The organism is Gordonia hydrophobica NBRC 16057 (assembly GCF_001592365.1).
Classification (GTDB): domain Bacteria; phylum Actinomycetota; class Actinomycetes; order Mycobacteriales; family Mycobacteriaceae; genus Gordonia; species Gordonia hydrophobica.
Map to the genome: position 1 here is coordinate 298,486 of NZ_BCWU01000003.1, position 22,603 is coordinate 321,088.

A 22,603-nucleotide genomic window follows, 5' to 3' on the forward strand; every position below is an offset into this window, starting at 1 on the left:
CTGGCGGCGTTTTAGAACGTGTTCTAGTATCGGGGCAAACGGTTTCCCGATACTAGGAGCACGCATGACCGAGCCCATCGAAACCACCAAGCTGTACATCGGCGGATCCTGGGTGCAGCCGCACTCCACCGAGGTGCTCGAGGTGTTCTCGCCCGCCACCGGAGAGAAGGTGGGTTCGGTCCCGGCCGGCGACGCCCAGGACGTCGACACCGCGGTCCGTGCCGCCCGTGCATCGTTCGACTCGGGAGTCTGGCGAAACACGCCGCCGGCCGATCGAGCTGCGGTTATCCGCCGCGCAGCCGAGTTGATCAACGAGCGCGGCACCGAGATCGGCGCGTTGGTCTCGGCCGAGATGGGAGCCACTCCCGGGGACGTCGCCACCCTTCAGCAACTCGCCGGGACGGGCTGCCTGAACGCCTACGCGGACGCTGCCGACGAGTACTCCTGGGAGGAGAAGCGGACCGGCCTGTTCGGCGAGACCCTCGTGGTCCGGGAGCCGGTCGGCGTGGTCGGTGCGATCATCGCCTGGAACGTCCCCCTGTTCCTTTTCTGCAACAAGTTCGGGCCCGCTTTGGCGGCCGGTTGCTCAATTGTGCTCAAGCCCGCGCCGGAGACTCCGCTCAACGCCAACCTGCTCGCGGAGATCTTCACCGACGCCGGCGTCCCCGAAGGGGTCATCTCGATCGTGCCCGGCGGAGTGGAGACCGGCCAGGCACTCGTGAACCACCCCGACGTCGACAAGATCACCTTCACCGGATCCACCCAGGCCGGTCGTGCGATCGCCGCAGCGTGCGGCGACCAGCTGAAGCGGTGTTCACTGGAGCTCGGCGGCAAGTCCGCGGCAATCGTCCTGGACGACGCCGACGTCGCCGCCAGCGCACCGATGCTCGTCTTCTCCGGCATCCTCAACTCCGGGCAGGCGTGCGTCGCGCAGACCCGAGTGCTGGTGCCGCGCGCCATGCACGACGAGGTCGTGGATGCGATGGTCGCCGTCGCCTCCACCTTCACGCCCGGACTCCCCGACGACCCGGAGACCAAGGTCGGCCCCATCATCAACAGCCGTCAGCACGAGAAGGTGACCGGCTACATCGCCAAGGGCAAGGAAGAGGGCGCGACCGCAGTTCTGGAGGTTCCCGCTCCCGAGGTGGGTACCGGCAACTTCGTCGGACCGACCATCTTCACCGGCGTCACCAACGACATGACGATCGCCCGCGAGGAGATCTTCGGCCCCGTCATCAGCGTCATCGCCTACGACGATCTCGACGAGGCCATCGCGATCGCCAACGACTCGGATTACGGGCTGGCTGGCTCGGTCTGGACCGCCGACATCGCGAAGGGAGTCGAGATCGCCAAGCAGATCCGCACCGGAACGATGGGCATCAACTGGTACGCGATCGATCCGTCGTCGCCCTTCGGCGGCTACAAGAAGTCCGGCATCGGCCGCGAGAACGGCCGCGAAGGCCTGGAGGGCTACCTGGAACACAAGGCGATCCTGATGCCGATGGGCTACACGTCGTAACCCACCCGGAGACGGCGCCCGCCCCGAATCACCCCGGGGCGGGCGCTATTTTCCGGCGAAACCGACTAACCCAAACGCTACCTTCGCACCCCACCCTGCAAAGATCTGCCCGCACAGCAGCCGCCGAGGGCAATCTGCCCTCGGCGACCGCTGTGCGGGCAGATTTTTGCGTCAGTCTCCAGCAGGTGCGGATCGACGATGCCGAGTCGATTCCAACGCTCGAGGGGTCCTTGCGAGCCCCGTTACAGCGATGAAAGCTCTTGCGTTCCAGCGAAACTCACGAAGGTCTCGATACACCGCCGGCTCGCTCCGCTCGCTGGCGGCACTCGACCAGCGTGGGGGTGGCAGCGTGAGCGCGGGGCGGCAGCGTGGGGGTGTCGATCAGCCGGCGGGCGGCGCTGCTGAGGTGCTCGGCGGGCCGGGGATCGGGACGGCGTTCGACGGCGGGGTGCCGTCGCCGGTCTCGACGTTCTGATCCAGACTGTCGTCTTCGAGGATCTCGATCTCGTTGATCTTCCAGGTGTCGCCCTGCTTCTCCATGGAGAAGATGACGCGGCTGGCCGCGAGTTGGACCTCGGCCGCCTGGTTCCGCGTCGACGACTGGTTGATGAACAGCAGCACCCGTGCGGTGTCGCGCGTGTTCTCGATGACTCCGGAGCCCTGGATGGTCAGCTGGGTCGAGACGCCCTGCTTCTTGACGTTCTCGGCGACCTTCTCCTTGACGATGTTCTTCTGATACTCCGTCTTCGCGGCGCCGATCAGGCGGCCCATCGTCGCGTTCACGTTCGCGTCGATGGTCTTCGGGTTCCAACTGAACATGTCGACCACGTAGCTGCGCGCCGAGTCCAGCGCGGAATCGCGGGCACGTTCCTCGGCTGCGGCATTCGCGTACATCACGCCGAGCGTGACCGTCACCGCGACCACCGTCACGACGATCACGCCGAGGACGGGAAGCAGCCACCGCTGCGCCCGGGTCATCAGGCGACCCAATCGAGGTAGGTCATCTTGAGCGCACCGTTGAGACGGGTCATGTCGACGCGCAGCCGGAACGACGCCGACTGCGCAGACTTCTTGTCCTTGCTCGGGTAGCCTTCCCAATCGAGGACCACCAGCACCGAGCCCTCGTCGGCGGACGCCTTCGAGACGGCGTCGGCGAGGACCGTGGTCTTGGTGACCATGTCGCCTTCGCGGATCATCTTCGCGGTGTTCTTCATGTTGTCTTTGAACATCTGCCGGGCACGACCGCTCGTGTTGTCCATGACGTTCTTGTACATCTGGTCGGCGTTGTCCGGGTTGAGGGTGAACATCGAGACCACCATCTGCCGTGCGAACGACGAGTACTCGGCGCGGAGCTCACGGTCTTTTCGGATCTGGTAGTACTGCACGCCGAAGACCGCCGACAACACGATGCCCGCGACGACGAGCAGCGACGTCAGCGCGAGCGCGACGAGGGTCAACGATGAGCGGTCGCCCGCCTTGCGCCCGGTCGCCGTCCGCCGCACCACTGCACGGTTGCGGCGTCGTTCGCGGTACGCGGCGTTCCTTGCCACCTCATCGGCATCGGGTTCCACACCGGCGGATTCATCCGCATCGGAGTCGTCGGCACCGGGCTGAGCGATCTCGGGCTCGTCGGCGTCGGCCTCGCTCGCGCCGGCCTCGTCGATCCCAGTCTCGTCGATCCCAGTCTCGCCGACTGCAGTCTCGTCCGCGGAACTCGTCGCGGCATCGGCGTCGACCGCAGGCTTCGACTTCTTCCGTCGACCCAGCGGGCTGGATCGACGCACCGCCTGCGGCTGCGGCGTGTCCGGCTTCTCGTCCGGGGAGTTCACTCCACCGTCTTCGTGATCAGGTCGTACCATTTCGTCTTCTGGCCGTTCGCCTTCGGCTTCTGGGCGGCATCGGTCGTGTACGTCTTGCCGTCCGGGCCGATGAACTTGCCGGTCTCGGGGTTGTAGGTGGTCGCGTAGACCGCCGGGGAGGGGTCGTAGTCGCTCGGCGTACCCGGAACGACGTACCCGGCGGGCTGCTTGGGCAGGTTGGTCCCGGGGAAACCGTTCGGCAGCGCCACGTTGTCACGCGCAGACGGCTTGAAACCGGTCTTGCACTCCGCCGGTGTCGGGGCACGGCGGCCAGGGTACTCCACACAGGGGAAGTTGCGAGCGCCGCGAACCGACGTCTGCGCATCCTGCGGGAGGCGGCACAGCATCCCCTCGGGAAGATCCTGTGCGTCCTGCACCGACGGGAACCGCCAGTCCTCCGGCGGCAGGAAGCCGACCGTGCAGGTGGGCGGGTCCTGGAAGCCGAGCGTGAAGTTCACGTTGGGCCCGTGCCGGTTGGAGCCGGAGTTGATGGCCGTGATCAGCGCCGACAGCACGCGGGGATACAGCACGATGGTCTGCCGCAGGTTCGGCAGGTACACGGCCATCGTGTGCGCGGCCACCGACAGATTCGAGATCGCGAGCGGGAACGAGGTGTTCATGTCCTTGAACAACTGCTGGCTCTGCGACGCGACGCCCGGCCCCTTCTCGAGGATGTCGGTGATGTCCGGCCTACTCGCCCGCAGCTGATCGGTGACCCGCGTGAGGTCCTTGGTCCACGAGCGGATCTCGTCCGCGGTTCGGTTCTGGGTCGCCAGGATCGGTCCGGCCTGGTCCACCAGGTCGATCACACTGCCGACGTTCTTGTCGAGTTCGCCGACGAACAGCGTCATCGAGTCCATCAGCCGCTGCAGGTCCTGCCCGGTGCCGTTGAACGCGAGGAAGGCCTCATCCATCACCGAGCGAAGCTTGGTGTCGCTGACCTCGTTGAGAAGGTTGTCGGCTTGGTCGAGCATCGCCGAGATCTCGACGGGCAGGTCGTCGGAGGTGATCGTGTCGCCGTCGCGCAGGTTGGCGTCCGACGGGTGATCGTGCGGCGGTGTGAACTCGACGAACTGCTCACCGACCGCCGAGACGCTCCGCACCGAGGCCTTCGAGTTCGCCGGGATCTCGGTCCCCGAGTCGATGCGCAGGTCGGCGGCCACACCGTTCGGCGTCAGCCGGACACCGGACACCTTGCCGACGTTCTCGCCGCGGAAGCTGACGTTGGCGTTCTGATACAGTCCGCCGGTCGACTTCAGGTCCAGCGTCACCGAATAGCTGCCGATACCGAACATCTTCGGAATCTGGATGTAGAAGACCGCCATCGCGACCATCGCGATCACTGTGACGATGCTGAAGATGATCAGCTGCATGCGAACAAAGCCCGTGATCTTCATCAGTTGCCACCTTGGTTCTTCGGCAGCAGATCGGACGGCAGCACATCAGACAGGGACGGGTTGCCCGGGTTCTTCTGCTTCTTCTCGGTGACGCCCTTCTGCGTCGCCTGGTACGGGTTGGCCCCGCCGCGCGCCGCACCCGCGGGCTTGCCCGACACCACCTCGGGACCGACGACCGTCGTCACCGACGCGAGCATGGTCTTGTTCAGCCGGCTCCACGTCAGATCCAGCACCAGATCGGAATTGACGTAATCGCCCTTCACCACCGTGGGAATCTGTTCCTCCAGGAACGGGAACGTCAGCAGGATGCGCAACGAGTTCGACAGCGCAGGCCCGGTCATCGAGAGCTGCTCCATGAGCTCGCGCAGATTCGGCACGATCACCTTGATGTCGTCGCTGTTCTTCTTCAGCACCTGGTTGGCCGTCGCGGACAGTTTGCCGACGCTGTCGAGCGCGTTGACCAGGTTCTTACGCTGGTCGACGAGCAGTTGCAGGATGCGCGGCCCGCTCTCGAGTGCACGCTGCACCGTCGGCGTCTGCGCGTTGATGGTCGCCGACAGCCGGTCGAGCCCGTCCATCGCGCCGATGATGTTGGTCGTCTGCTTGTTCAGATCGGTGACCAGCGTGTTCAGCCGCGGAATCAGCTTCGACAGGGTCTTCTCGTTGCCGCCGAACACATCGCCCAACTCGTTGACGACGTCACCCATCTGGGAGAGCCCGCCACCGTTCAGCACCACCGACAGCGAGCTCAGCACTTGCTCGGTGGTCGGGTACATGCATGGATCGATGTGCTGCGCCGAGGTGACGTCCGGGATCTTCTCCGGGCCGGTCTGCGGCAGGTTGGGCTGCTCGGGACAGTTCGGCAGCGCCAGCGACCCGCCCTCGGAGAGGTACGTGCTGCTCGGCTTGTCCGGCGGCACGATCGCGATGTGCGACGACCCCAGGACGCTCGTCATGCCGATCATCGCGTGCGAGCCGACGGGCACCTTGACGTCGCCGTTCAGTCGGAGGGTCACCTTGGCACGCCAGTCGTCGATGACGATGTCGCCGATGCTGCCGACGGTCGCGTCGCGCATCATCACCGGTGCGTTGCGGACCAGACCGGCGGCCGACGGGATCAGCGCGGTGATCTCGTAGGCGTCCGCGCCGGTGCCCGGTGCGCCGATCGCCGACAGCGTCGAGATGCTGTCGCTGCTGCAACCGGCCGTGACCGGAACGAGGACCAGAGCCGCGGCCACCACGGCCGCCGCCGCCTTCGCCGCCCGCATCAGCCCTCACCTCCGAACGGCACCAGGAGTTTGGTCAGCGGATCGGGCATCGCGGCGCGACTGGCCGCGTCGCGTTCGCGGACCCCGGCCTTGGCCCGAGCCTTCACATCAGAGTTCTGATAGGTGATCTGGTTCGGCTTCGCCGTCCGACCGACCACCGGATTGGCCATGAACGGCGGGTAGTTCACGACGATGTCCTTCAGCACCGGCGCCAGCAGATCGACGCACTGTTCGATGTCCGCCTCGCTGTCGCCGGGACGGTTGGTCGACGCCATGGTTCCGCACAGCAGGGAGATCAGGTTGTTCCCCATGCCCAGACCGAAGACGCCGTCGAGCGAGCCCGTCAGCGGGTTGTAGATGTTGAAGAAGTTCGCGAGCTGGTTGGGCGCCGAGTGCAGCAGTCCGCGCAGTTGTTCGTCCTTGCGCTTCAGCGTCCCGGTCAGTTGGGCGAGTTTGCTCATCGTCGAAGCGACGGTGCCGCTGTTGCGGCCGAGGAAGCCCTCGAGTTCGCCGATCGCCTGGTTGAGGTTGCTCATGGCGTCGCCGAGTTCGTCGCTGCTGTCGGACAGCACACTGCTGATGCTGGCCATCCGACCGTTGAACTGCACCAGCTGCTCATGGCTCTTGGAGAGCTCGTCGGTGAGCTGCTGCAGGCTCTTGATGGTCGCGAACACGTCGCCGCGATTGTCGGCGAGGGTGCCCATGACCCGCGACATCTCCTTGATGGAGGTCGCGATCGACGAGCCGTTGCCCGCGAGGTTCTGGTCCATCACGTCGATGGCGTCGGCGGCGGTGCCCCGGTCGGCTCCGTGCGGTCCCACCGCCTGGGACAGCTCATCGAGCTGCTTCTTGACGTCGTCCCACTCCATCGGAATGACGGTCCGCTCCATGGGGATGCTGTCGCCGTCCTGCAACTGGGGGCCCTTGGTGTACACGGGATTCAGCTGAATGAAGCGGCCCGAGACCAGCGACTGCGCAACGATGACGGCCTTCGCGGTGGCGGGGATCGGTGTATCGTCGTCGATCCGCATGGTCACCTTGACGTCGCCGCGGCGCGGCTCGATGGACGTCACTGAGCCGATCTTCACGCCGATGACCCGCACCGCGTCGCCGCTGTACAACCCGGTCACCGACGGGAAGTACGCGGTGATGGTACGCGTCGTCGCCTTCTGGACACCGACGAAGACGACCGCTGCGATCACGATCAGCACGACGACGGCGGCCACCGCCGCCCAGACACGTTTCGAGAGTGCCATGTCAGTCTCCCGTCCCGTGTCGTTGGCCCGGCTTGAGGTCGTTGTTGTTCTGCGGCGCCTGCGGCATCGGCGTCGGATTCTGGCGCTTCGGCGTCGGCCTGCTCACGTCGGGTGCTCCGGCAGGCGGTGCGGGCGACCAGTTCTTCGGGAACAGCGGGTTGCCGGAGAACTCGTAGAAGTAGCGCGCTGCCTCGGGGTACTTGCGCTGCAGCACCTTCAAGAAGGTGCCGAAGTAGTCGCCGAAGGTGGGGATGCCGACGAGGGACGAGAAGTACGGTCCCGAGCTGACGGCCTCACCCAGGATGTTGGCGTACGGGCCGAGGCGGTCGATGGCCTTGCTGAAGTTGTCCTCGTTGTCGTTGAGGATGTCGAGGACGCCGTTGAACTTGTCCAGCACCGGCTTCAGCTGGTCGTTGTTGTCAGTGACGAATCGCGTGATCTCCGCGGTCACATCGCGCGTGCCGGTGATGATCTGACGCAGTGCCTCACGGCGGAGGTTCAGCTCGCCGAGGAGTGCGTTCGCGTCGATCAGCATCTGGCGGACCTGTCCGCTGCGTTGTCCGACGACCTCGGTGACCCCGCGCGCCCGCTTCAGCAGATCGTTGAGCGCGTTGTCGCGGTCGGCGATCGCCTTCGACAGCCTGCTCACGCCTTCGACGGCGCCGCCGACGTTGGCGGGCGTCTTGGAGAAGGTCTCCGTCAGTGTCTCGAGCGCCTTGTTGAGCTGGTCTGTGTCGGTTTCGTCGAGGGTGTTCGTCGCATCGTCGAGCGCGTCGGTCAGCGAGTACGGCGACACCGTCGATTCGACGGGGATCTCGCCGCCGGGGCGGATGCGTCCGGTGCCGATCGGCGTGATCGTCAGATTGCGCCGTCCCAGGACGGTCTCGGTCTTGATCGACGCGCGGGTGCGCTCGCCCATCACGACGGTGTCGTTGAGGCGGAATCGCACCTTGGCCTTCATCCCCTGATCAGTGTCGGCGAGCGTGATCCCCTCGACCGTGCCGACGTTCACGCCGGCGACCAGGACGATGTCGCCGTTCACCAGCCCGCCGGCGTCGTCGAAGTAGACGTCATAGGTGCTGACCTGCGCCAGATACGGCAGGCGGTCCATCTGCATGGCCATGATCACGATCATCGCGGTGATGAGGACGCCGATGATGCCGACCTGGTACTTGGGTCGGCCCGCCCGCGCAAACGGTTTGGCGGGCCGATCCTGCGACGCCTGTTCCGCCGCGGGATCGGTGTTGTCCGGGTTCTCGCTCACGTCGCGCACCTCCCGCCTGCCTTGGTCGAATCCCCCATCACGTCGATGGCGGTGAAGTAGTACTGGGTGTTCCCCGGCCCCGGGAGCAGCAGGCGGATGCGGCAGAAGTAGATCTGCAGCCAGGCGCCGTAGCTGCCGAGGTTGGAGAGCATCTTGAAATCACCCGGCAGCCGGCCGAGGAGATCGCGGATGAAGTCCTCACTCTTGAGCGCTTGCTCGCTGGTCTTGCCGAGTGCGCTGACCGTCTTAGTGACGTCGGGCTCGATCACGTTCATCAGGCTCGCCAGGCCGGTGGTGGCCCGGCTGGTCTGGGTGATCGACTCCCCGATCACCGAACGGTCGCCTGCCAGCCCGCTGATCAGTTGCTGCATGCGGTCGACGCTCTGGTCGAGTCCCCGGTGATCGTCCTCGAGGGTGCCGAGAGTCTGGTTCAGGTTGTCGATGACGCTGCCGATGAGCGCGTCACGGTCGGCGATCTGGTCGGTGAACTCCGCGGTGTTGGCCAGCAGGTTGTTCAGTCCGGCGCCCTGGCCTTGGAAGACCGCGATCAACGACGACGACAGTTTGTTGACCTGCTGCGGGTCGAGTGTCCGGAACAGCGGTTTGAATCCGCCGAGAAGCTTGTCCAGGTCCAACGCGGGTTCGGTCTGGCTGACCGGGATCTCGTCGCCCGCCGCCAGTGTCTTGGTGACGTCGCCGGTGCCGGGCTGCAGTTCCAGGTAGCGGTCGCCGGTGAGGTTCTGGTAGCGGATCAGCGCCTGCACGGAGGTGGGGAGCCGGTAGTCGTGGTTGACGCTGAAGTGCACGCGCGCCTGATTGTTCCGCGTGAGCGCGACGTCGCTGACGCTGCCGACGTCGACGCCCGCGATCTTGACCACGCTGCCGTTCTTCAACGATGAAGCACTGGTGAAGACGGCGGTGTACTTGTCGCTGCTGCCCCCCTGATAGCGGCTGAAGACCAGCACCAGACCGACGAGAACCAGAATCATCGTGACGGCGAAGGCACCGAGTTTGATGACCGTCGCACGAAAAGCGCGTGCGCGACTATCCACGAGGAGTACCTCCGAACAACAACTGGAAGAGCTTGCGCGACTCCACTTTCGGAGTGGTGCGGGGCTGGTAGGGCTGCGGCGCGTTGTCGACCACGTAGAACGGGACGTGCTCTTTGGACTGGATGTCGGTCAGGCCGGCCTGGCACGTGGGCGGACCGTCGCCACGTACCTCGGGGAGGTCGTTCGGGTACTTGTACGGGTCCTGGCCGGGAATCAGCCCCGCGTCGAGCAGCAGCATCCCGTTGCGACCGCCGAGCAGCGGCGTCGCGATGTCGGCGGCGTCGGACGCCGCGGTGATGAAGCAGCGCAGCCCGGGCGCCTGCCTGCCGAGCAGGCGGGAGACCGGATTCAGATCGGTCAGCGTCGACATGAGGTCCTTCTTGGAACGCGACAGCACGCCGTTGATCGTGTTGCCCATCCCGGTGACGTTGATCAGCAACGCATCCAGATTGGCGGAGTTGTCGACGAACGTATTGCCGAGCACAGTGGCGTTGTCCACGATGCGCATCAGATTCGGCATCGCATCGGCGTACACATTCGTAGCCCCGGACGCTTCCCGCAGGAGCCGGTTCAACTCCGGCAGGTGCGGATTGGTCTTACCGAGGATGTCGGTGAGCTGGACCAGCGAGTCGCCGATCTGCTTGCCGCGACCGGACAGGGCCTCGTCGACGGCGCCGATCGTGACGTTCAGCTTGTCGGGCTGCAATTGTGCGAGGACGTCGACCAACTGCTGGTAGACGGTGTTCAGTTCGACGACGACGTGATCGGCCGTGATGACCGAGCCCGCGCCCAGCGTGCCTTGGCCACCGGACTCCGGGATCTCCAGGTTCACGGCTTTGGCACCGAAGATGGTGTTGGAGCTGATGTCCGCCCGCACGTTGGCCGGAATGTACTTGAGCTGACTGGTCTGCATGTTCAGATCGATGCGCGCGCGATCGCCGTCGGTGGACACCGACTTCACCCGCCCCACCTCGACGCCGCGCAGCCGCACTCGGGCATCCGGATTCATCACCAGCCCGGCACGGTCCGCGTACAACGTCACGTGCGCGGTGCTGGCGAACCAGCCGAGGAACTGGGCCGACGCCACCGTGACGATGCCTGCCAACACGCCGACCATGACGACGGCGGCGATCTTGCGGGTCGCATTGCTGTACCCGTGGTTGCCTCTGCTCGCCATCGGTGTCAGCCCGCCAGGTTGAAGTTGCCGTCGGCGCCGTAGATCGCGAGCGACGTGAGGAGAGTGATGACGACGACCACGACCAGGGAGGCCCGGACCGCATTGCCCACGGCCACACCGACGCCGACCGGTCCACCGGACGCGTTGAAGCCGTAGTAGGTGTGGATGAGCATGACCGCGACGGCCATGCAGATGGCCTGGACGAATGACCACAGGATGTCCGACGGGATCAGGAACGTCGAGAAGTAGTGGTCGTACACTCCGGACGACTGTCCGTACAGGAAGACGGTCGCGAACCGGCTCGCCAGGAACGACGCCAGGGCCGCGAGCGAGTACAGCGGGATGATCGCGACGAGGCCGCCGACGATGCGTGTGCTCACCAGGTACGGCACCGACGAGATCGCCATGACCTCGAGTGCGTCGATCTCCTCCGAGACGCGCATGGCGCCCAACTGTGCCGTCGCGCCGGCGCCGATGGTGGCCGCGAGCGCGATGCCCGCGATCACCGGGACGGCGATGCGCACGTTGATGAAGGCCGAGAAGAAGCCGGTCAGCGCTTCCACGCCGATGTTGGCGAGCGAGTTGTAGCCCTGGACGGCGATGGTGCCGCCGGTGAACAACGTCAAGAATCCGACGACGACCACGGTGCCGCCGATCATGGCCAGGGCGCCGGTGCCCATCGAGATCTCAGCGATCAGCCGCAACGTCTCCTTCTTGTAGAGACGCAGGGCGCGCGGGATCGAGATGATGGCGTCCCAGTAGAACAGGGCTTGATCGCCGATCTTGTTCCAGTCCTCGCCGAAGCGCTTGAGCGCGACGCGGGCAGTGAGAAGTCGAGTCGTACCAGGAAGGACCATCAGTTAACCCATCGTCGCCTTGAGACCGACCGCAGTGACGACCACGTTCACGACGAACAACGCCATGAACGAATAGACGACGGTCTCGTTGACGGCGTCACCGACGCCCTTGGCTCCGCCCTTGACATTGAGGCCGCGGTAGCAGCCGACGAGCCCGGCGAACAGACCGAACAACGCGGCCTTGATCATCGAGATGATCAACTCACCGAGGCCGGTCAGCAGGGTGAGGTTGGCGATGAACGCACCGGGGTTCACGTCTTGCAGGTAGACCGAGAAGACGAAACCACCCGCGATGCCGATGGTGCAGACCAGGCTGTTGAGCAGCAGTGCGACGCCGGTGGAGGCGATCACCCGCGGAACCACCAGCCGGTGAACCGGGTTGATGCCCAGCACTTTCAAGGCGTCGATCTCCTCGCGGATGGTGCGTGCGCCGAGGTCGGCACAGATGGCGGTGGCACCGGCGCCCGCGACGATCAACACCGTGACGATCGGTCCGATCTGCGTGATGGTGCCGAGGGCCGCGCCGGCGCCGGACAGATCCTGCGCACCGATCTCGCGAAGAAGGATGTTCAGCGTGAAGCTGACCAGCACGGTGAACGGGATGGCGACGAGCAGCGTCGGCACCAGCGAGACACGAGCGATGGCCCACGACTGCTCAATGGTCTCGCGCCACTGAAAGGGACGACGAAACAGTTCACGAGCGGCTTCTACTCCCAGGGAGACGAACTCCCCCACTCCGTTCATCGGGGCTGCGAGTTTACTCGACAAAACCCCTCCTCCCGCTCCAATGCTTGGCAACCTACCATGTGCGCGAAACTGTGCCCGGCGTTACAACCCAAGCCGCAACACTCTAGATAGATGCGTGCTAGGCCATCAAATCCGACGCTGAGAATGTGCCGACGCCCTCGGCCGCGAAGTATTCGGTCATCACGTCGCCGAGCCCCTCCGGCGACCACTGGTCACCGTCGGCTGCGAAGACCTCTTGCACGGTCGGCGCCGCCATCAGGCTGACCTTGGGTCCGTAGACGACGAAGACCTGTCCGGAGACGTTCTGCGCGGCCGGACTGGCGAGGTACCGCACCAGGGTCACCACATGGTCGGGCGACAGCGGGTCGACGGCGCCCTCGGGGGCGGCGCCGAACACGTCGGCGGTCATCGCGGTGCGCGCACGGGGGCAGATCGCATTGGCTGTGGCGCCGTAGCGGGCGAGGGCCCGGCTCGCCGAGACGGTCAGCATCGCGATGCCTGCCTTCGCCGCCGAGTAGTTGGCCTGGCCTGCGCCGCCGAGCAGCGCAGCCTCCGACGAGGTGTTGATGAGGCGACCGAAGACGGGCGCTCCGGCGGCCTTCGACGCGCTCCGCCAGTGGGCTGCGGCGTTTCGGTTCAGCAGGAAGTGCCCGCGCAGATGGACGCGCTGGACCAGATCCCACTGCTCGTCGGTCATGTTGAACAGCATGGCGTCGCGAGTGATGCCCGCATTGCTCATCACCACGTGCAGTCCGCCGAGGTCCTCGACCGCCACGCGCATGATCTCGGTCGCAGTGGCGGAATCGGCGATGTCGCCTGCGACGGGGACCGCGCGCCCGCCCAACGCTGCGATCTCGTCGACGACGTCGCTGGCGTCGAGGGCCTGCTGCAAGTCGTTCACGATGACGGTGGCGCCGTCGCGCGCCAATCCGATCGCCTCGGCACGCCCGAGGCCCGCACCGGCACCCGTGACGACCGCGACCCGGCCGTCCAACGATTCACTCACCGTGATTCCCTTCGATCCACCAAAACTAGAACATGTTCTAACACAGTTGGCCCCGAGTGGCTAACCGATTGGGAATGACGACGTGTCAGTCATCGACGATGGACAAGGCCGAGCGCGGACAGCTCGCAACCACCTGGCGCATCTCCTCGCGACGCTCCTCGGCGACGTCATCCTGGAGAATCACCAGGTAATCGTTGTCATCGAGTTCAAAGACGTCCGGAGCCATGCCGACGCAGACGGCGTTCGACTCGCATAGATCGAAGTCGCATTTGATGTGCATCTGTTTCTCCTCCAGTCGGAGTCCGGGACAGTTGACGGACTCGGCATATACACGTTAGAACGTGTTTCAATAATAGGAAACCATCTGCGGAGCCGAGTTGACGGCCGGATGCAGAATCGACAGCGGCGGGAGAGCCATGCAGATCGCCTACACGCAGGCACAGGAGGAGCTCCGGGCCGAGCTCCGCACGTATTTCTCGGACTTGATGACGCCGGAGCGCCGCGCGGCCTTGACCGGCGGCGACGGCGAACTCGGCGAAGGCGACGCCTACCGCGACGTGGTCCGTCAGATGGGTCGGGACGGATGGCTCGCGCTGGGCTGGCCCAGCGAGTTCGGCGGCGCCGATCGGTCGATGATGGATCAGTTGATCTTCACCGACGAGGCGGCGATCGCAGGCGCACCCGTTCCCTTCTTGACCATCAATTCCGTGGCGCCGACGATCATGCACTACGGCACGGAAGAGCAGAAGAAGTTCTTCCTCCCCAAGATCGCGGCGGGCGAACTGCACTTCTCCATCGGCTACTCCGAGCCCGGCGCGGGCACCGATCTGGCGGCACTGCGAACCAGTGCGGTGCGCGAAGGCGACGAGTACGTGATCAACGGCCAGAAGATGTGGACGTCGCTGATCCCTTACGCGGACTACGTGTGGCTCGCATGCCGCACCGATTCACACGGGGCGAGCGAAGCGACGGGAAGTCGACACGGGGCGAGCGAAGCGACGGGAGATCAACGCCGGTCCAAGCACAAGGGCATCTCGATGGTGATCGTGCCGACCACCGCCGAAGGCTTCTCGTACACCCCGGTGCACACCATGGCCGGCGTCGACACCAGCGCCACCTACTACCAGGACGTGCGCGTCCCGATCTCGAACCTCGTCGGCGAAGAAGGCAGCGGCTGGGGGCTGGTGACCAACCAGCTCAACCACGAGCGGGTGGCCCTGTGCAGCGCGGCACCCATCCAGACGGCGCTCCGCGACACTCTCGCGTTCGCAACCACCGAGGTCGACGGCCGTCGCCCGGCCGACCAGCCGTGGGTGCGAGCCAATCTCGCCCGCGTGCACGCCAAGGTGGAGTTCCTCAAGCTGGTGAACTGGAAGATCGCGTCGATCGCCGCATCCGGCGGTTCGCCCTCACCGGCCGACGCCTCCGCCACCAAGGTCTTCGGCACCGAGTTCGCGACCGAGGCGTACCGACTGCTGATGGAGATCGTGGGGCCGGCCGCAACGCTGCGCGCGGGCAGTCCGGGCGCCCATCTGCTGGGCCGACTGGAGCGCTTCGCACGCACGTCGTTGATTCTCACGTTCGGCGGCGGCACCAACGAGGTCCAGCGCGACATCATCGGCATGCTCGCCCTCAAACTTCCCCCCGCCCGCCGCTGACCCGCCGCTGCAGACAAGGACGACTCTCATGGACTTCACTCCCACCGAAGCGGCGACCGATCTCGCGGCACTGACCTCCGACATCGTCGGCCGGATCAGCCCGGCCGAGCGCGTCGCCGAACTCGAGGCCGCCCGCGCCGCGATCGACGAACGGCTCTGGGCGGAGCTCGCCGCCGCCGGACTGCTGGGGCTCGCCGCCCCCGAATCGGTCGACGGCGCCGGTCTGACCACCCTCGAGACGGTCGCCGTCGCCACCGAACTCGGTCGCGGACTGAGCCGTGTCCCGTATGGACCGCACGCCATCACGGGCGTCCCGATCGTGGCCGAGCACGCCAGCGACGCACTGGCCGCGAGGCTCTTGCGCACCCTGGTCGACGGCAGCGCGGTGATGACGGCCGCCGTCGAAGAGGACGGTGGCTACCACGTGCTGGCACCGCGCACCCGGCTGTCCGGGTCGACGCTGACCGGGACCAAGGTCAACGTCCCCTACGCGGGCGCTGCCGGCGTGCTGCTGGTCTCGGCAGACGTCGGCGACGGCTCCGCGCTGGTCGCGGTGCCCGCCGACCGAGACGGGATCGGCATCGTCGAGACCGCAGTCACCGGGCTCACGCCGGTGTACACGGTGGAGTTCGACGGCGTCGTCGTCGACGAGGCCGAGGTGCTCGGCGGCGGGAGCGGCACCGTGGCGCAGGCCGTCGACCTGCTGCGGCTGGCCGTCGCCGCCGATCAGGCGGGCACCGTCGACGCGGCGCTGACCGCGACGGCCGAATACGCGCGCGAGCGCGAGCAGTTCTCGCGGCCGATCGGATCGTTCCAGGCGGTCGCGCAGCGCCTGGCCGACGGCTATATCGACGTGCAGGCGTTGCAGTTGAGCGTGACGCAGGCGGCGTGGCTGCTGTCTGGGCTGGCCGACGCCGACCCGGGCGAACCGACCGCAGCCATCGACACCGCCAAGTTCTGGGCTGCGGAAGCCGGTCACCGGGTGGCGCACACCGCGGTGCACGTACACGGCGGCGTGGGGCTGGACACGAGCCACACCGCGCATCGGTACTTCCTGCGCGCCAAGCAGAACGAGTTCACGCTGGGCAGCGCACCGGTGGTGCTCGACGAGCTCGGCGATCTCCTCACTGCGAACCCGTGACGGCACAGCCGACGGCGGTCACCGACGCCCGCACCCTTGCCGACCTGCTCACCGCACTCGGCGAGGTGGACGATCGGGGCCTGTACTTCGAGGATCGCTTCCTCTCCTGGCGTGAGCACCTGGTCGCCAGCACTCGATGGTCGGCGGTGTTGCGCGGGCGTCTCGACCCGAGTCGTCCGCCGCACGTCGGCGTCCTGCTGCCCAACGTCCCCGAGTTCAGCATCCTGTTCGGTGCCGCGGCCCTGGGCGGAATGGTCCTCGTCGGGCTCAACGGCACTCGGCGCGGGCAGGCGATCGTCGACGATGTGCGGCGAGCGGACTGCCAGGTGGTGATCGTGTCCGACGAGACGGCTGCGTGCCTGCCCCGCCTCGAGGACGTCACGACGATCAACATCGACGACCCAGAATGGGCGCAGTCGGCCGCTTCCGGCGTCGCAGCCGCCGAGGTCACCGCACATCCGGACGATCTGCTGATGCTGATCTTCACGTCCGGGACCACCGGCGCGCCTAAGGCCGTGCGGTGCAGCCAGCGGAAGTTCGCCGGCCCCGGAGTCATGCTGGCCGAACGCTTCGGCCTGGGCCCAACCGACGTCGCCTACCTCTCGATGCCGATGTTCCATTCCAACGCGTTGATCGCCGGTTGGTCGGTGGCCGTCGCCGCCGGGGCGTCGATCGTGCTGCGTCGGAGGTTCTCCGCCAGCGGTTTCGGCGACGACCTTCGACGCTACGGCGTCACATACGCCAACTACGTCGGCAAGCCGCTGCAATATGTGCTCGCGACCCCGGAACGTCCAGACGACGCCGATGTCGCCCTGCGGATCATGTACGGCAACGAGGCGAGTGCCGCCGACCGCGCCGCGTTCCAACGACGGTTCGGCGTGCGCGTGGTCGACGGCTTCGGCTCCACCGAGGGCGGCGTCTCCATCACCCGCACCCCGGACACCCCCGACACCGCGCTGGGACCGCTGCGTCCGCCCAACGCGATCGTCGATCCGGAGACCGACGCCCCGTCGCCGGTCGGCCGGATCGGCGAGATCGTCAACGCCGCGGGCGCCGGTCTCTTCGACGGCTACTACGGCGACGACGTCGCCACCGCCGAGCGACTCCGCGGCGGCATGTACCGCACCGGCGACCTCGGGTGGGTCGACGCGGACGGCTACGTCTATTTCGCCGGCCGCCTCGGCGACTGGCTCCGGGTGGACGGCGAGAATCTCGGGACCCGGCCGATCGAGCAGATCCTGTTGCGGCACCCGCTGATTCGCGAGGCGGCCGTCCTCGGCGTGCCCGCCGAGATCGGCGAGTCGGTGGGCGCCGTGCTCGTCGCCCCCGGGCTCACGCATGCGTCGCTGGACGAGTTCCTGCGCGCCCAGACCGATCTCGGCCCAAAGCAGTGGCCGACGACGGTCTGGCTCGCTGACGCGATCCCGGAGACCGCGACCTTCAAGACCGCGCGGGCGGCGTTGACGGCATCACTGGGCGAGCCGACCTGGGTGACTGATTCGAGTGCCCGTGGCGGTCGCTGCAGTCGGTGCCACGAGAGTGGGTGAACCGGACCGCCGAGAGTCGCAGGACACTAGTGCTGGTGCGCTGCAGGAATCGCCCACGGCGGAAGCGGATCGGGGTACCCGCGCCACGCTGCCGGCCCCTCACCCAGTTCGTCGTCCGTCAGAAGCGCGCCCGACAGGAGTCCGGTCAGCGCGTCCCGATCGATCCGCACCCCGATGAGCACCAATTCCTGACCGGGGCCGGCGGCGGGGTCGTCGTCGGGCGCCGTCCAGTACTGCGCGGGCTCGAGCGTCAGGTTCGGGCCCGCCTGCGACCACACCGCGACGATGTCGGGTCGACTGGCGATCCAACAGAATCCCTTGCTGCGCACTACTCCTCGCAGTCCGTCGAGGGCGAGCGCCAGGCGGTCTGGATGGAACGGCCGATCGGAGCGGAAGGCCATCGAGGAGATGCCGTACTCCTCCGTCTCGGGCACGTGATTGAACATCACCTCGTCGTCCCATCCGGCGATCGACGACGCCGCCTCGTGGTCGAACAAGCCGGTCCCGACCACCTGGGTGATGTCCACGCGACCGTGATCGGTGACGATCACCCTGGCCCGCGGATTCATTCGCGTCACGGTCGCCTCGACGGTCCCGCGGACGGTCGGCGACACGAGGTCGGTCTTGTTGAGGACGATCACGTCGGCGAACTCGACCTGGTCCACCAACAGGTCCGAGATGGATCGCTCGTCCCCGTCGGCCGCCTGGAGGTTCCGCGCTTCGAGCTGGTCGCCGCGGGCGATCTCGGTCAGGAACGTCGCGCAGTCGACCACCGTCACCATGGTGTCCAGGGCTGCCAGCTCCGACAGCGAGCTGCCGTCGTCGAAGACCCAGTCGAAGGTGGCGGCGACCGGCATCGGCTCGGAGATCCCGGTGGATTCGATGACCAGGTGGTCGAAGCGGCCCGTCTTCGCGAGGTCGCCGACCGCGTCGATCAGGTCTTCGCGGAGCGTGCAGCAGATGCACCCGTTGGTCAGCTCCACCATCCGCTCCTCGGTGCGGTCGAAGCCGCCGAGTTCGACCAGCGAGGCGTCGATGTTGACCTCGCTCATGTCGTTCACGATCACCGCGATCCGCAGGCCGTCTCGGTTCGCCAGCAGTTGATTGAGCAGCGTCGTCTTGCCGGATCCGAGGAATCCGGACAGCACTGTCACCGGTAGCACGGCGGTCATCCCGAGTACGGCAGCAACGCCATTTCACGGGCGTTGCGGACCGCGAGCGCCAGACGACGTTGCTGCTGCATCGATAGCCCGGTCACCTCCCGCTTCCGGATCCGCCCGCGGTCGGTGAGGAATCGGCGCAGGGTCGCGGTGTCCTTGTAGTCGAAGGTCAGGTTCGGTTCCGCATTGCGCTTCTTCACCGGACGCTTCTTGCCGGGCTTCTTCATCACCAGCTCGCTTTCTGAATGCCGGGCAGTTCGCCGCGGTGGGCCATCTCGCGGAATCGGACGCGGGACAGTCCCGCCTTGCGGAGGTAGCCGCGCGGCCGGCCGTCGACAGCGTCGCGGTTGCGCAGCCGGGTGGCGCTGGCGTTCCGCGGCTGCTTCGCGAGCTCCACCTGCGCAGCGCGCCGAGACGCGGCGTCCTGTGTGGGGTCGGCAATGATCTTCTTGAGCTCAGCACGACGCTGGGCGTACCGCGCCACCACGGCACGACGTTGCGCATCGCGCGCGATCTTCGATTTCTTCGCCATCAGCGGTCCTCCTTGAACTCCACGTGGCGGCGGACCACCGGGTCGTATTTGCGCAAGACCAGCCGGTCGGGGTCGTTGCGACGGTTCTTGGTGGTCACGTACGTGTAACCGGTGCCCGCGGTGGACCGCAGTTTGATCACCGGTCGGATGTCGGTGCTCTTCGCCATCAGATCCGCTCCCCCTGCTTCTGCAGGCGGGCGATCACGGCGTCGATTCCGTCACGGTCGATCACCTTGATGCCTTTCGCGCTCACCCGCAGGGTCACGTTCCGTCCCAACGACGGCGCCCAGTAGGTCTTGCGGAAAAGATTGGGGCGCCACTGCCGTGACGTGCGCCGATGCGAGTGCGAGACCCGCTTTCCGAATCCGGGCTCGCGCCCGGTCACTTGACATCTCGCCGACATCACCACTCCTTATCGGTAACGATTCGCATTAACAACACCGCAGACGGTACAGTGAAACTCGTTGGAAATGAAAATCACTACCATTAAGGAGTGAGTCTGTGGAACCGACCGACTCCACGGCCCGCACCCCGTTGACGCTGGTCACCGGACTCGACCGCACCGCATCCGCGCGAATCACGCTCGCCATGCACGCCCCCGGAACCGCCACGGTGAGCACCGACCTGCGCAACCTCGACAGCGGAACCGTCGTCCAAGTGGTGCACCGGATCGACGCCGACGGAGTGGACCACCTGAGCGTGGACGACGTGCACCTGGAACACGGCTGCGTCTCCTGCACCCTGCGGTTGAGCCTGATCCCCCTACTCCAGGAACTGCACCGGGATCCGTCGATCACGCAGATCGTGCTCGCGCTCGACCCCGCCTTGGAACCGGAGAAGATCGCCCAGGAGATCCGTTCGCGAGCGGGCGACGATCTCGCGATCGTCGACACCGTCTGCGGTGTCGACGCGGGCAGTTGGCTGACGGCGGCGACCGGCGAGATCACGCTCGCCGAGGCCGGCCTCTCGATCGGGGAGGACGAGCGGACGCTCGCCCAGATCGCCGTCGCTCAGATCCGGTTCGCCGACGCCATCGTGATCGAGGGCGCCGACAGTGCGGGCGGGGCCTGGGAACTCGCGCGGCTGCACTCGGTCCTGATCCGTCTCGCACCGGCCGCGGGCATGCGCACGCTGAACAGTCAGCAGACGCTCGACGCCGCCCTCCTCGCGGGGCTGCGCGCGTCGGAGACCGCGGCGTCGCCGCACGGTCGGCCGCGCCGTCCGTTCGATCCGCTCCTCGCGGGTCAACCCGCACTCGAAGAGGACTGCGGCGTCGCGCTGATGACGTTCGAGGCCAGTCGGCCGTTCCATCCCGAGCGTCTGCACGAAGCCCTCGACGTCCTGCTCGACGGCGTCGTCGCCTCACAGGGCCGACTGTGGATCGCGTCGAATCCGGACGACATCCTCTGGCTCGAATCTGCAGGTGAGGCACTCGGCATCCACCACGTCGGGCACTGGCTCGCCGCTCGACCGGACGGCGACGCCGACCCGGAGCACCGCCTGGCCGCCGCGCTGTACTGGGACCAGACCCACGGCGACCGCCACTCCAGCATCTCGGTGCTGTGCCACCGCAGCACCCCCGAGGCGGTGCACGCGGCCCTGACCGCAGCGCTCGTCACCGACGCCGAGTTCAGCCGTGGACCGGACTTCCTGGCCGACCTGCCGTCACCGTTCGGCACCGGCCATCAGGATCCGTGCGACGACTTCCCCGTCACCGACCGCGACGACCGCACCTACTCAACCGACAACTCCGAAGGAGAAACCCGATGAAACCCGGAATCCACCCCGACTATCGCCACGTCGTCTTCCGCGACGCGACCACCGGCACGCAGTTCTTGACGCGCTCGACCACCACGTCAGACGTCACCGTCGACTGGCACGACGGCAACACCTATCCGCTCGTCACCGTCGACGTGACCAGCGACTCTCATCCGTTCTGGACCGGGACCACGCGCCTGGTCGACACCGAGGGACGCGTGGAGCGGTTCAAGCGGCGTTACGGCCTGTAGGGGGCTACTCAGTCCAGCGTCGCGTTCATCCGTGCGACGGCGTCGGCGTACTCCGCCACCAGCCCGTCGACCAGCTCCTGCACGGGGGTGATCGCATTGCACCGGCCGACGATCTGTCCGGCGGGCATCGCCACCACCTTGGGGTCGTCGGACGCGGAGATCCGGGCGTGCGCTTCGCCGACCAGAAGGTTCTGCAGCGGCATCGGCAGCGGATCGGGGGCGCCGGGTGCATCCCAGGCGTCGGTCCACGCGGTCTTGAGCAGACGTGCGGGCTTGCCGGAGTAGATGCGACGGCGAACGGTGTCGCGGGAGGTGGCTGCCAGCAGCGCCTGCTGTACGGTCGACGGCTCACCTTCGGTGTGCGCGCCGAGGTTGTACTCGGCGGCCGTCAGCCAGTAGGTGCCCATCCACACGCCCTGCGCGCCGAGCGCGATCGCCGCGGCGATCTGCCGTCCACTGCCGACCCCTCCCGCGGCGAGGACCGGATGGTCTCCGACGGCGTCGACGAGTTCCGGCCACAGGATCATCGAGGTGACCTCACCGGTGTGGCCGCCACCCTCGTAACCCTGCGCGATGACGATGTCGACGCCCGCATCCACGTGGTGCAGCGCGTGCTCCTTGGCGCCCGCGAGCGCGGCGACCGCCACGCCGTTCTGATGCGCGAGGTCGATGACGTCCGCAGGCGGCGAGCCGAGCGCGTTCGCGATCAACTTGATCTGCCCGTACTTGCGAGTGTGCTCCATCGCGACGTCGACGTGCGAGCGCGCCACCGAGTGCAGCCAGCCGAGCACGCCGGTGTTGACGCGGTCGCCGCCGTCGGGCAACGGCGGGACGCCGAGGTCGTCGAGGGTGCGCTCCACGAAAGCGCGATGCTCGGGCGGGATCATCGTGTCGAGATCGACCTTCGATCCCTCGGTCGGGATCTTGGCCGGCATCACCACGTCCACGCCGAACGGCTTGCCGTCGGTGTTCTCATGCATCCATTCCAGGACCGCGTCCAGCTCTTCGGTCTCGTTGAAGCGCACGCAGCCGAGCACGCCGAGGCCGCCGGCCCGACTGATCGCGGCGGCGACTTCCTCGCTGGGCGTGAAGCCGAAGATCGGATACTCGATCCCGAACTTGTCACACAGTGGGGTTTTCATCAATGTCCTTGT

The 22,603-nt window shown here is 66.7% G+C and carries 24 protein-coding genes; 6 read left to right on the forward strand and 18 right to left on the reverse strand.

Going from position 1 to position 22,603, the window contains the following annotated elements; genetic code table 11:
* Positions 1-64: 64 nt before the first annotated feature.
* The gene (locus GH2_RS07280; RefSeq protein ID WP_066165128.1) at positions 65-1,519 is read left to right on the forward strand and encodes an aldehyde dehydrogenase; all 1,455 of its coding nucleotides are present in this window, start codon (positions 65-67) and stop codon (positions 1,517-1,519) included.
* Between the two features lie 381 nt (positions 1,520-1,900).
* Here the strand turns inward: GH2_RS07280 and GH2_RS07285 are convergent, their stop codons facing one another.
* From GH2_RS07285 to GH2_RS07340, 12 genes are all read right to left on the reverse strand, one after another.
* The gene (locus tag GH2_RS07285) at positions 1,901-2,497 is read right to left on the reverse strand and encodes a hypothetical protein (RefSeq protein ID WP_066165131.1); all 597 of its coding nucleotides are present in this window, start codon (positions 2,495-2,497) and stop codon (positions 1,901-1,903) included.
* Positions 2,497-3,348, reverse strand: a complete 852-nt coding sequence (locus GH2_RS07290; RefSeq protein WP_244885331.1) for an Rv1363c family protein — start codon at positions 3,346-3,348, stop codon at positions 2,497-2,499. Before GH2_RS07290 ends, GH2_RS07285 begins: the two co-directional genes overlap by 1 nt.
* Positions 3,345-4,775, reverse strand: coding sequence for an MCE family protein (locus tag GH2_RS07295; RefSeq protein WP_066165137.1), 1,431 nt, complete (start codon positions 4,773-4,775; stop codon positions 3,345-3,347). Before GH2_RS07295 ends, GH2_RS07290 begins: the two co-directional genes overlap by 4 nt.
* Positions 4,775-6,043: an MlaD family protein gene (locus tag GH2_RS07300; protein WP_066165140.1), complete on the reverse strand. Its 1,269-nt coding sequence runs from the start codon at positions 6,041-6,043 to the stop codon at positions 4,775-4,777. The genes GH2_RS07295 and GH2_RS07300 overlap by 1 nt, the downstream gene beginning before the upstream one ends.
* Positions 6,043-7,299 (reverse strand): MCE family protein, encoded by a 1,257-nt coding sequence (locus tag GH2_RS07305; protein WP_066165142.1) that lies wholly within the window; start codon positions 7,297-7,299, stop codon positions 6,043-6,045. Before GH2_RS07305 ends, GH2_RS07300 begins: the two co-directional genes overlap by 1 nt.
* A gap of 1 nt (position 7,300) precedes the next feature.
* Positions 7,301-8,563: an MCE family protein gene (locus tag GH2_RS07310; RefSeq protein WP_066165513.1), complete on the reverse strand. Its 1,263-nt coding sequence runs from the start codon at positions 8,561-8,563 to the stop codon at positions 7,301-7,303.
* On the reverse strand, positions 8,560-9,615 hold the full coding sequence (locus GH2_RS07315; RefSeq protein ID WP_066165146.1) for an MCE family protein: 1,056 nt from the start codon (positions 9,613-9,615) through the stop codon (positions 8,560-8,562). The genes GH2_RS07310 and GH2_RS07315 overlap by 4 nt, the downstream gene beginning before the upstream one ends.
* Positions 9,608-10,792, reverse strand: a complete 1,185-nt coding sequence (locus tag GH2_RS07320) for an MCE family protein (RefSeq protein WP_066165149.1) — start codon at positions 10,790-10,792, stop codon at positions 9,608-9,610. The genes GH2_RS07315 and GH2_RS07320 overlap by 8 nt, the downstream gene beginning before the upstream one ends.
* A 5-nt stretch (positions 10,793-10,797) precedes the next feature.
* Positions 10,798-11,649: an MlaE family ABC transporter permease gene (locus GH2_RS07325; RefSeq protein WP_066165152.1), complete on the reverse strand. Its 852-nt coding sequence runs from the start codon at positions 11,647-11,649 to the stop codon at positions 10,798-10,800.
* Between the two features lie 3 nt (positions 11,650-11,652).
* A complete protein-coding gene (locus GH2_RS07330; protein WP_066165155.1) occupies positions 11,653-12,417 on the reverse strand; it encodes an MlaE family ABC transporter permease in 765 nt (254 codons plus the stop codon).
* A gap of 97 nt (positions 12,418-12,514) precedes the next feature.
* On the reverse strand, positions 12,515-13,402 hold the full coding sequence (locus GH2_RS07335) for a 3-oxoacyl-ACP reductase (RefSeq protein WP_066165158.1): 888 nt from the start codon (positions 13,400-13,402) through the stop codon (positions 12,515-12,517).
* An 85-nt stretch (positions 13,403-13,487) separates the two neighbouring features.
* Entirely contained in the window at positions 13,488-13,682 is a 195-nt protein-coding gene (locus GH2_RS07340; RefSeq protein ID WP_066165162.1) for a ferredoxin, read from the reverse strand.
* 136 nt (positions 13,683-13,818) lie between these two features.
* Between GH2_RS07340 and GH2_RS07345 the strand changes: the two genes are divergently transcribed.
* Genes GH2_RS07345 through GH2_RS07355 form a run of 3 tightly spaced genes read left to right on the forward strand, consistent with a single transcriptional unit; the run spans position 13,819 to position 17,748 of the window.
* Complete coding sequence (locus GH2_RS07345) at positions 13,819-15,060, forward strand: acyl-CoA dehydrogenase family protein (protein WP_066165165.1); 1,242 nt, start codon at positions 13,819-13,821, stop codon at positions 15,058-15,060.
* A gap of 28 nt (positions 15,061-15,088) precedes the next feature.
* Complete coding sequence (locus tag GH2_RS07350; RefSeq protein WP_066165168.1) at positions 15,089-16,201, forward strand: acyl-CoA dehydrogenase family protein; 1,113 nt, start codon at positions 15,089-15,091, stop codon at positions 16,199-16,201.
* Entirely contained in the window at positions 16,198-17,748 is a 1,551-nt protein-coding gene (locus tag GH2_RS07355; RefSeq protein WP_066165171.1) for an AMP-binding protein, read from the forward strand. Before GH2_RS07350 ends, GH2_RS07355 begins: the two co-directional genes overlap by 4 nt.
* A gap of 26 nt (positions 17,749-17,774) precedes the next feature.
* Here the strand turns inward: GH2_RS07355 and GH2_RS07360 are convergent, their stop codons facing one another.
* From GH2_RS07360 to rpmB, 5 genes are read right to left on the reverse strand one after another with little or no spacing between them, the layout of a single operon-like run.
* Positions 17,775-18,920: a GTP-binding protein gene (locus tag GH2_RS07360; RefSeq protein WP_066165174.1), complete on the reverse strand. Its 1,146-nt coding sequence runs from the start codon at positions 18,918-18,920 to the stop codon at positions 17,775-17,777.
* Positions 18,917-19,135, reverse strand: a complete 219-nt coding sequence (rpsR, locus tag GH2_RS07365) for a 30S ribosomal protein S18 (RefSeq protein WP_066165177.1) — start codon at positions 19,133-19,135, stop codon at positions 18,917-18,919. Before rpsR ends, GH2_RS07360 begins: the two co-directional genes overlap by 4 nt.
* Entirely contained in the window at positions 19,135-19,440 is a 306-nt protein-coding gene (rpsN, locus tag GH2_RS07370) for a 30S ribosomal protein S14 (RefSeq protein WP_066165180.1), read from the reverse strand. Before rpsN ends, rpsR begins: the two co-directional genes overlap by 1 nt.
* The gene (rpmG, locus tag GH2_RS07375) at positions 19,440-19,610 is read right to left on the reverse strand and encodes a 50S ribosomal protein L33 (RefSeq protein ID WP_204700945.1); all 171 of its coding nucleotides are present in this window, start codon (positions 19,608-19,610) and stop codon (positions 19,440-19,442) included. Before rpmG ends, rpsN begins: the two co-directional genes overlap by 1 nt.
* Entirely contained in the window at positions 19,607-19,843 is a 237-nt protein-coding gene (gene rpmB / locus GH2_RS07380) for a 50S ribosomal protein L28 (protein ID WP_066165515.1), read from the reverse strand. Before rpmB ends, rpmG begins: the two co-directional genes overlap by 4 nt.
* A gap of 98 nt (positions 19,844-19,941) precedes the next feature.
* Between rpmB and mrf the strand changes: the two genes are divergently transcribed.
* Positions 19,942-21,210, forward strand: coding sequence for a ribosome hibernation factor-recruiting GTPase MRF (gene mrf, locus GH2_RS07385; RefSeq protein ID WP_066165186.1), 1,269 nt, complete (start codon positions 19,942-19,944; stop codon positions 21,208-21,210).
* Positions 21,207-21,449 carry a type B 50S ribosomal protein L31 gene (locus tag GH2_RS07390; RefSeq protein ID WP_066165188.1) on the forward strand — a complete coding sequence of 81 codons (243 nt, stop codon included), beginning with the start codon at positions 21,207-21,209 and terminating at the stop codon, positions 21,447-21,449. Before mrf ends, GH2_RS07390 begins: the two co-directional genes overlap by 4 nt.
* An 8-nt stretch (positions 21,450-21,457) precedes the next feature.
* Here GH2_RS07390 and GH2_RS07395 read toward each other — a convergent pair whose 3' ends face one another.
* A complete protein-coding gene (locus GH2_RS07395) occupies positions 21,458-22,591 on the reverse strand; it encodes an NAD(P)H-dependent flavin oxidoreductase (protein WP_066165191.1) in 1,134 nt (377 codons plus the stop codon).
* Between the last annotated feature and the right edge of the window lie 12 nt (positions 22,592-22,603).

Bases quoted from the DNA above. Each gene is read 5' to 3' on its own strand.
- GH2_RS07280 (WP_066165128.1), top strand. From the start codon at position 65: ATGACCGAGCCCATCGAAACCACCAAGCTGTACATCGGCGGATCCTGG.
- GH2_RS07285 (WP_066165131.1), bottom strand. From the start codon at position 2,497: ATGACCCGGGCGCAGCGGTGGCTGCTTCCCGTCCTCGGCGTGATCGTC.
- GH2_RS07295 (WP_066165137.1), bottom strand. From the start codon at position 4,775: ATGAAGATCACGGGCTTTGTTCGCATGCAGCTGATCATCTTCAGCATC.
- GH2_RS07300 (WP_066165140.1), bottom strand. From the start codon at position 6,043: ATGCGGGCGGCGAAGGCGGCGGCGGCCGTGGTGGCCGCGGCTCTGGTC.
- GH2_RS07305 (WP_066165142.1), bottom strand. From the start codon at position 7,299: ATGGCACTCTCGAAACGTGTCTGGGCGGCGGTGGCCGCCGTCGTCGTG.
- GH2_RS07320 (WP_066165149.1), bottom strand. From the start codon at position 10,792: ATGGCGAGCAGAGGCAACCACGGGTACAGCAATGCGACCCGCAAGATC.
- GH2_RS07325 (WP_066165152.1), bottom strand. From the start codon at position 11,649: ATGGTCCTTCCTGGTACGACTCGACTTCTCACTGCCCGCGTCGCGCTC.
- GH2_RS07340 (WP_066165162.1), bottom strand. From the start codon at position 13,682: ATGCACATCAAATGCGACTTCGATCTATGCGAGTCGAACGCCGTCTGC.
- GH2_RS07345 (WP_066165165.1), top strand. From the start codon at position 13,819: ATGCAGATCGCCTACACGCAGGCACAGGAGGAGCTCCGGGCCGAGCTC.
- GH2_RS07350 (WP_066165168.1), top strand. From the start codon at position 15,089: ATGGACTTCACTCCCACCGAAGCGGCGACCGATCTCGCGGCACTGACC.
- GH2_RS07360 (WP_066165174.1), bottom strand. From the start codon at position 18,920: ATGACCGCCGTGCTACCGGTGACAGTGCTGTCCGGATTCCTCGGATCC.
- rpsR (WP_066165177.1), bottom strand. From the start codon at position 19,135: ATGAAGAAGCCCGGCAAGAAGCGTCCGGTGAAGAAGCGCAATGCGGAA.
- rpsN (WP_066165180.1), bottom strand. From the start codon at position 19,440: ATGGCGAAGAAATCGAAGATCGCGCGCGATGCGCAACGTCGTGCCGTG.
- rpmB (WP_066165515.1), bottom strand. From the start codon at position 19,843: ATGTCGGCGAGATGTCAAGTGACCGGGCGCGAGCCCGGATTCGGAAAG.
- GH2_RS07390 (WP_066165188.1), top strand. From the start codon at position 21,207: ATGAAACCCGGAATCCACCCCGACTATCGCCACGTCGTCTTCCGCGAC.
- GH2_RS07395 (WP_066165191.1), bottom strand. From the start codon at position 22,591: ATGAAAACCCCACTGTGTGACAAGTTCGGGATCGAGTATCCGATCTTC.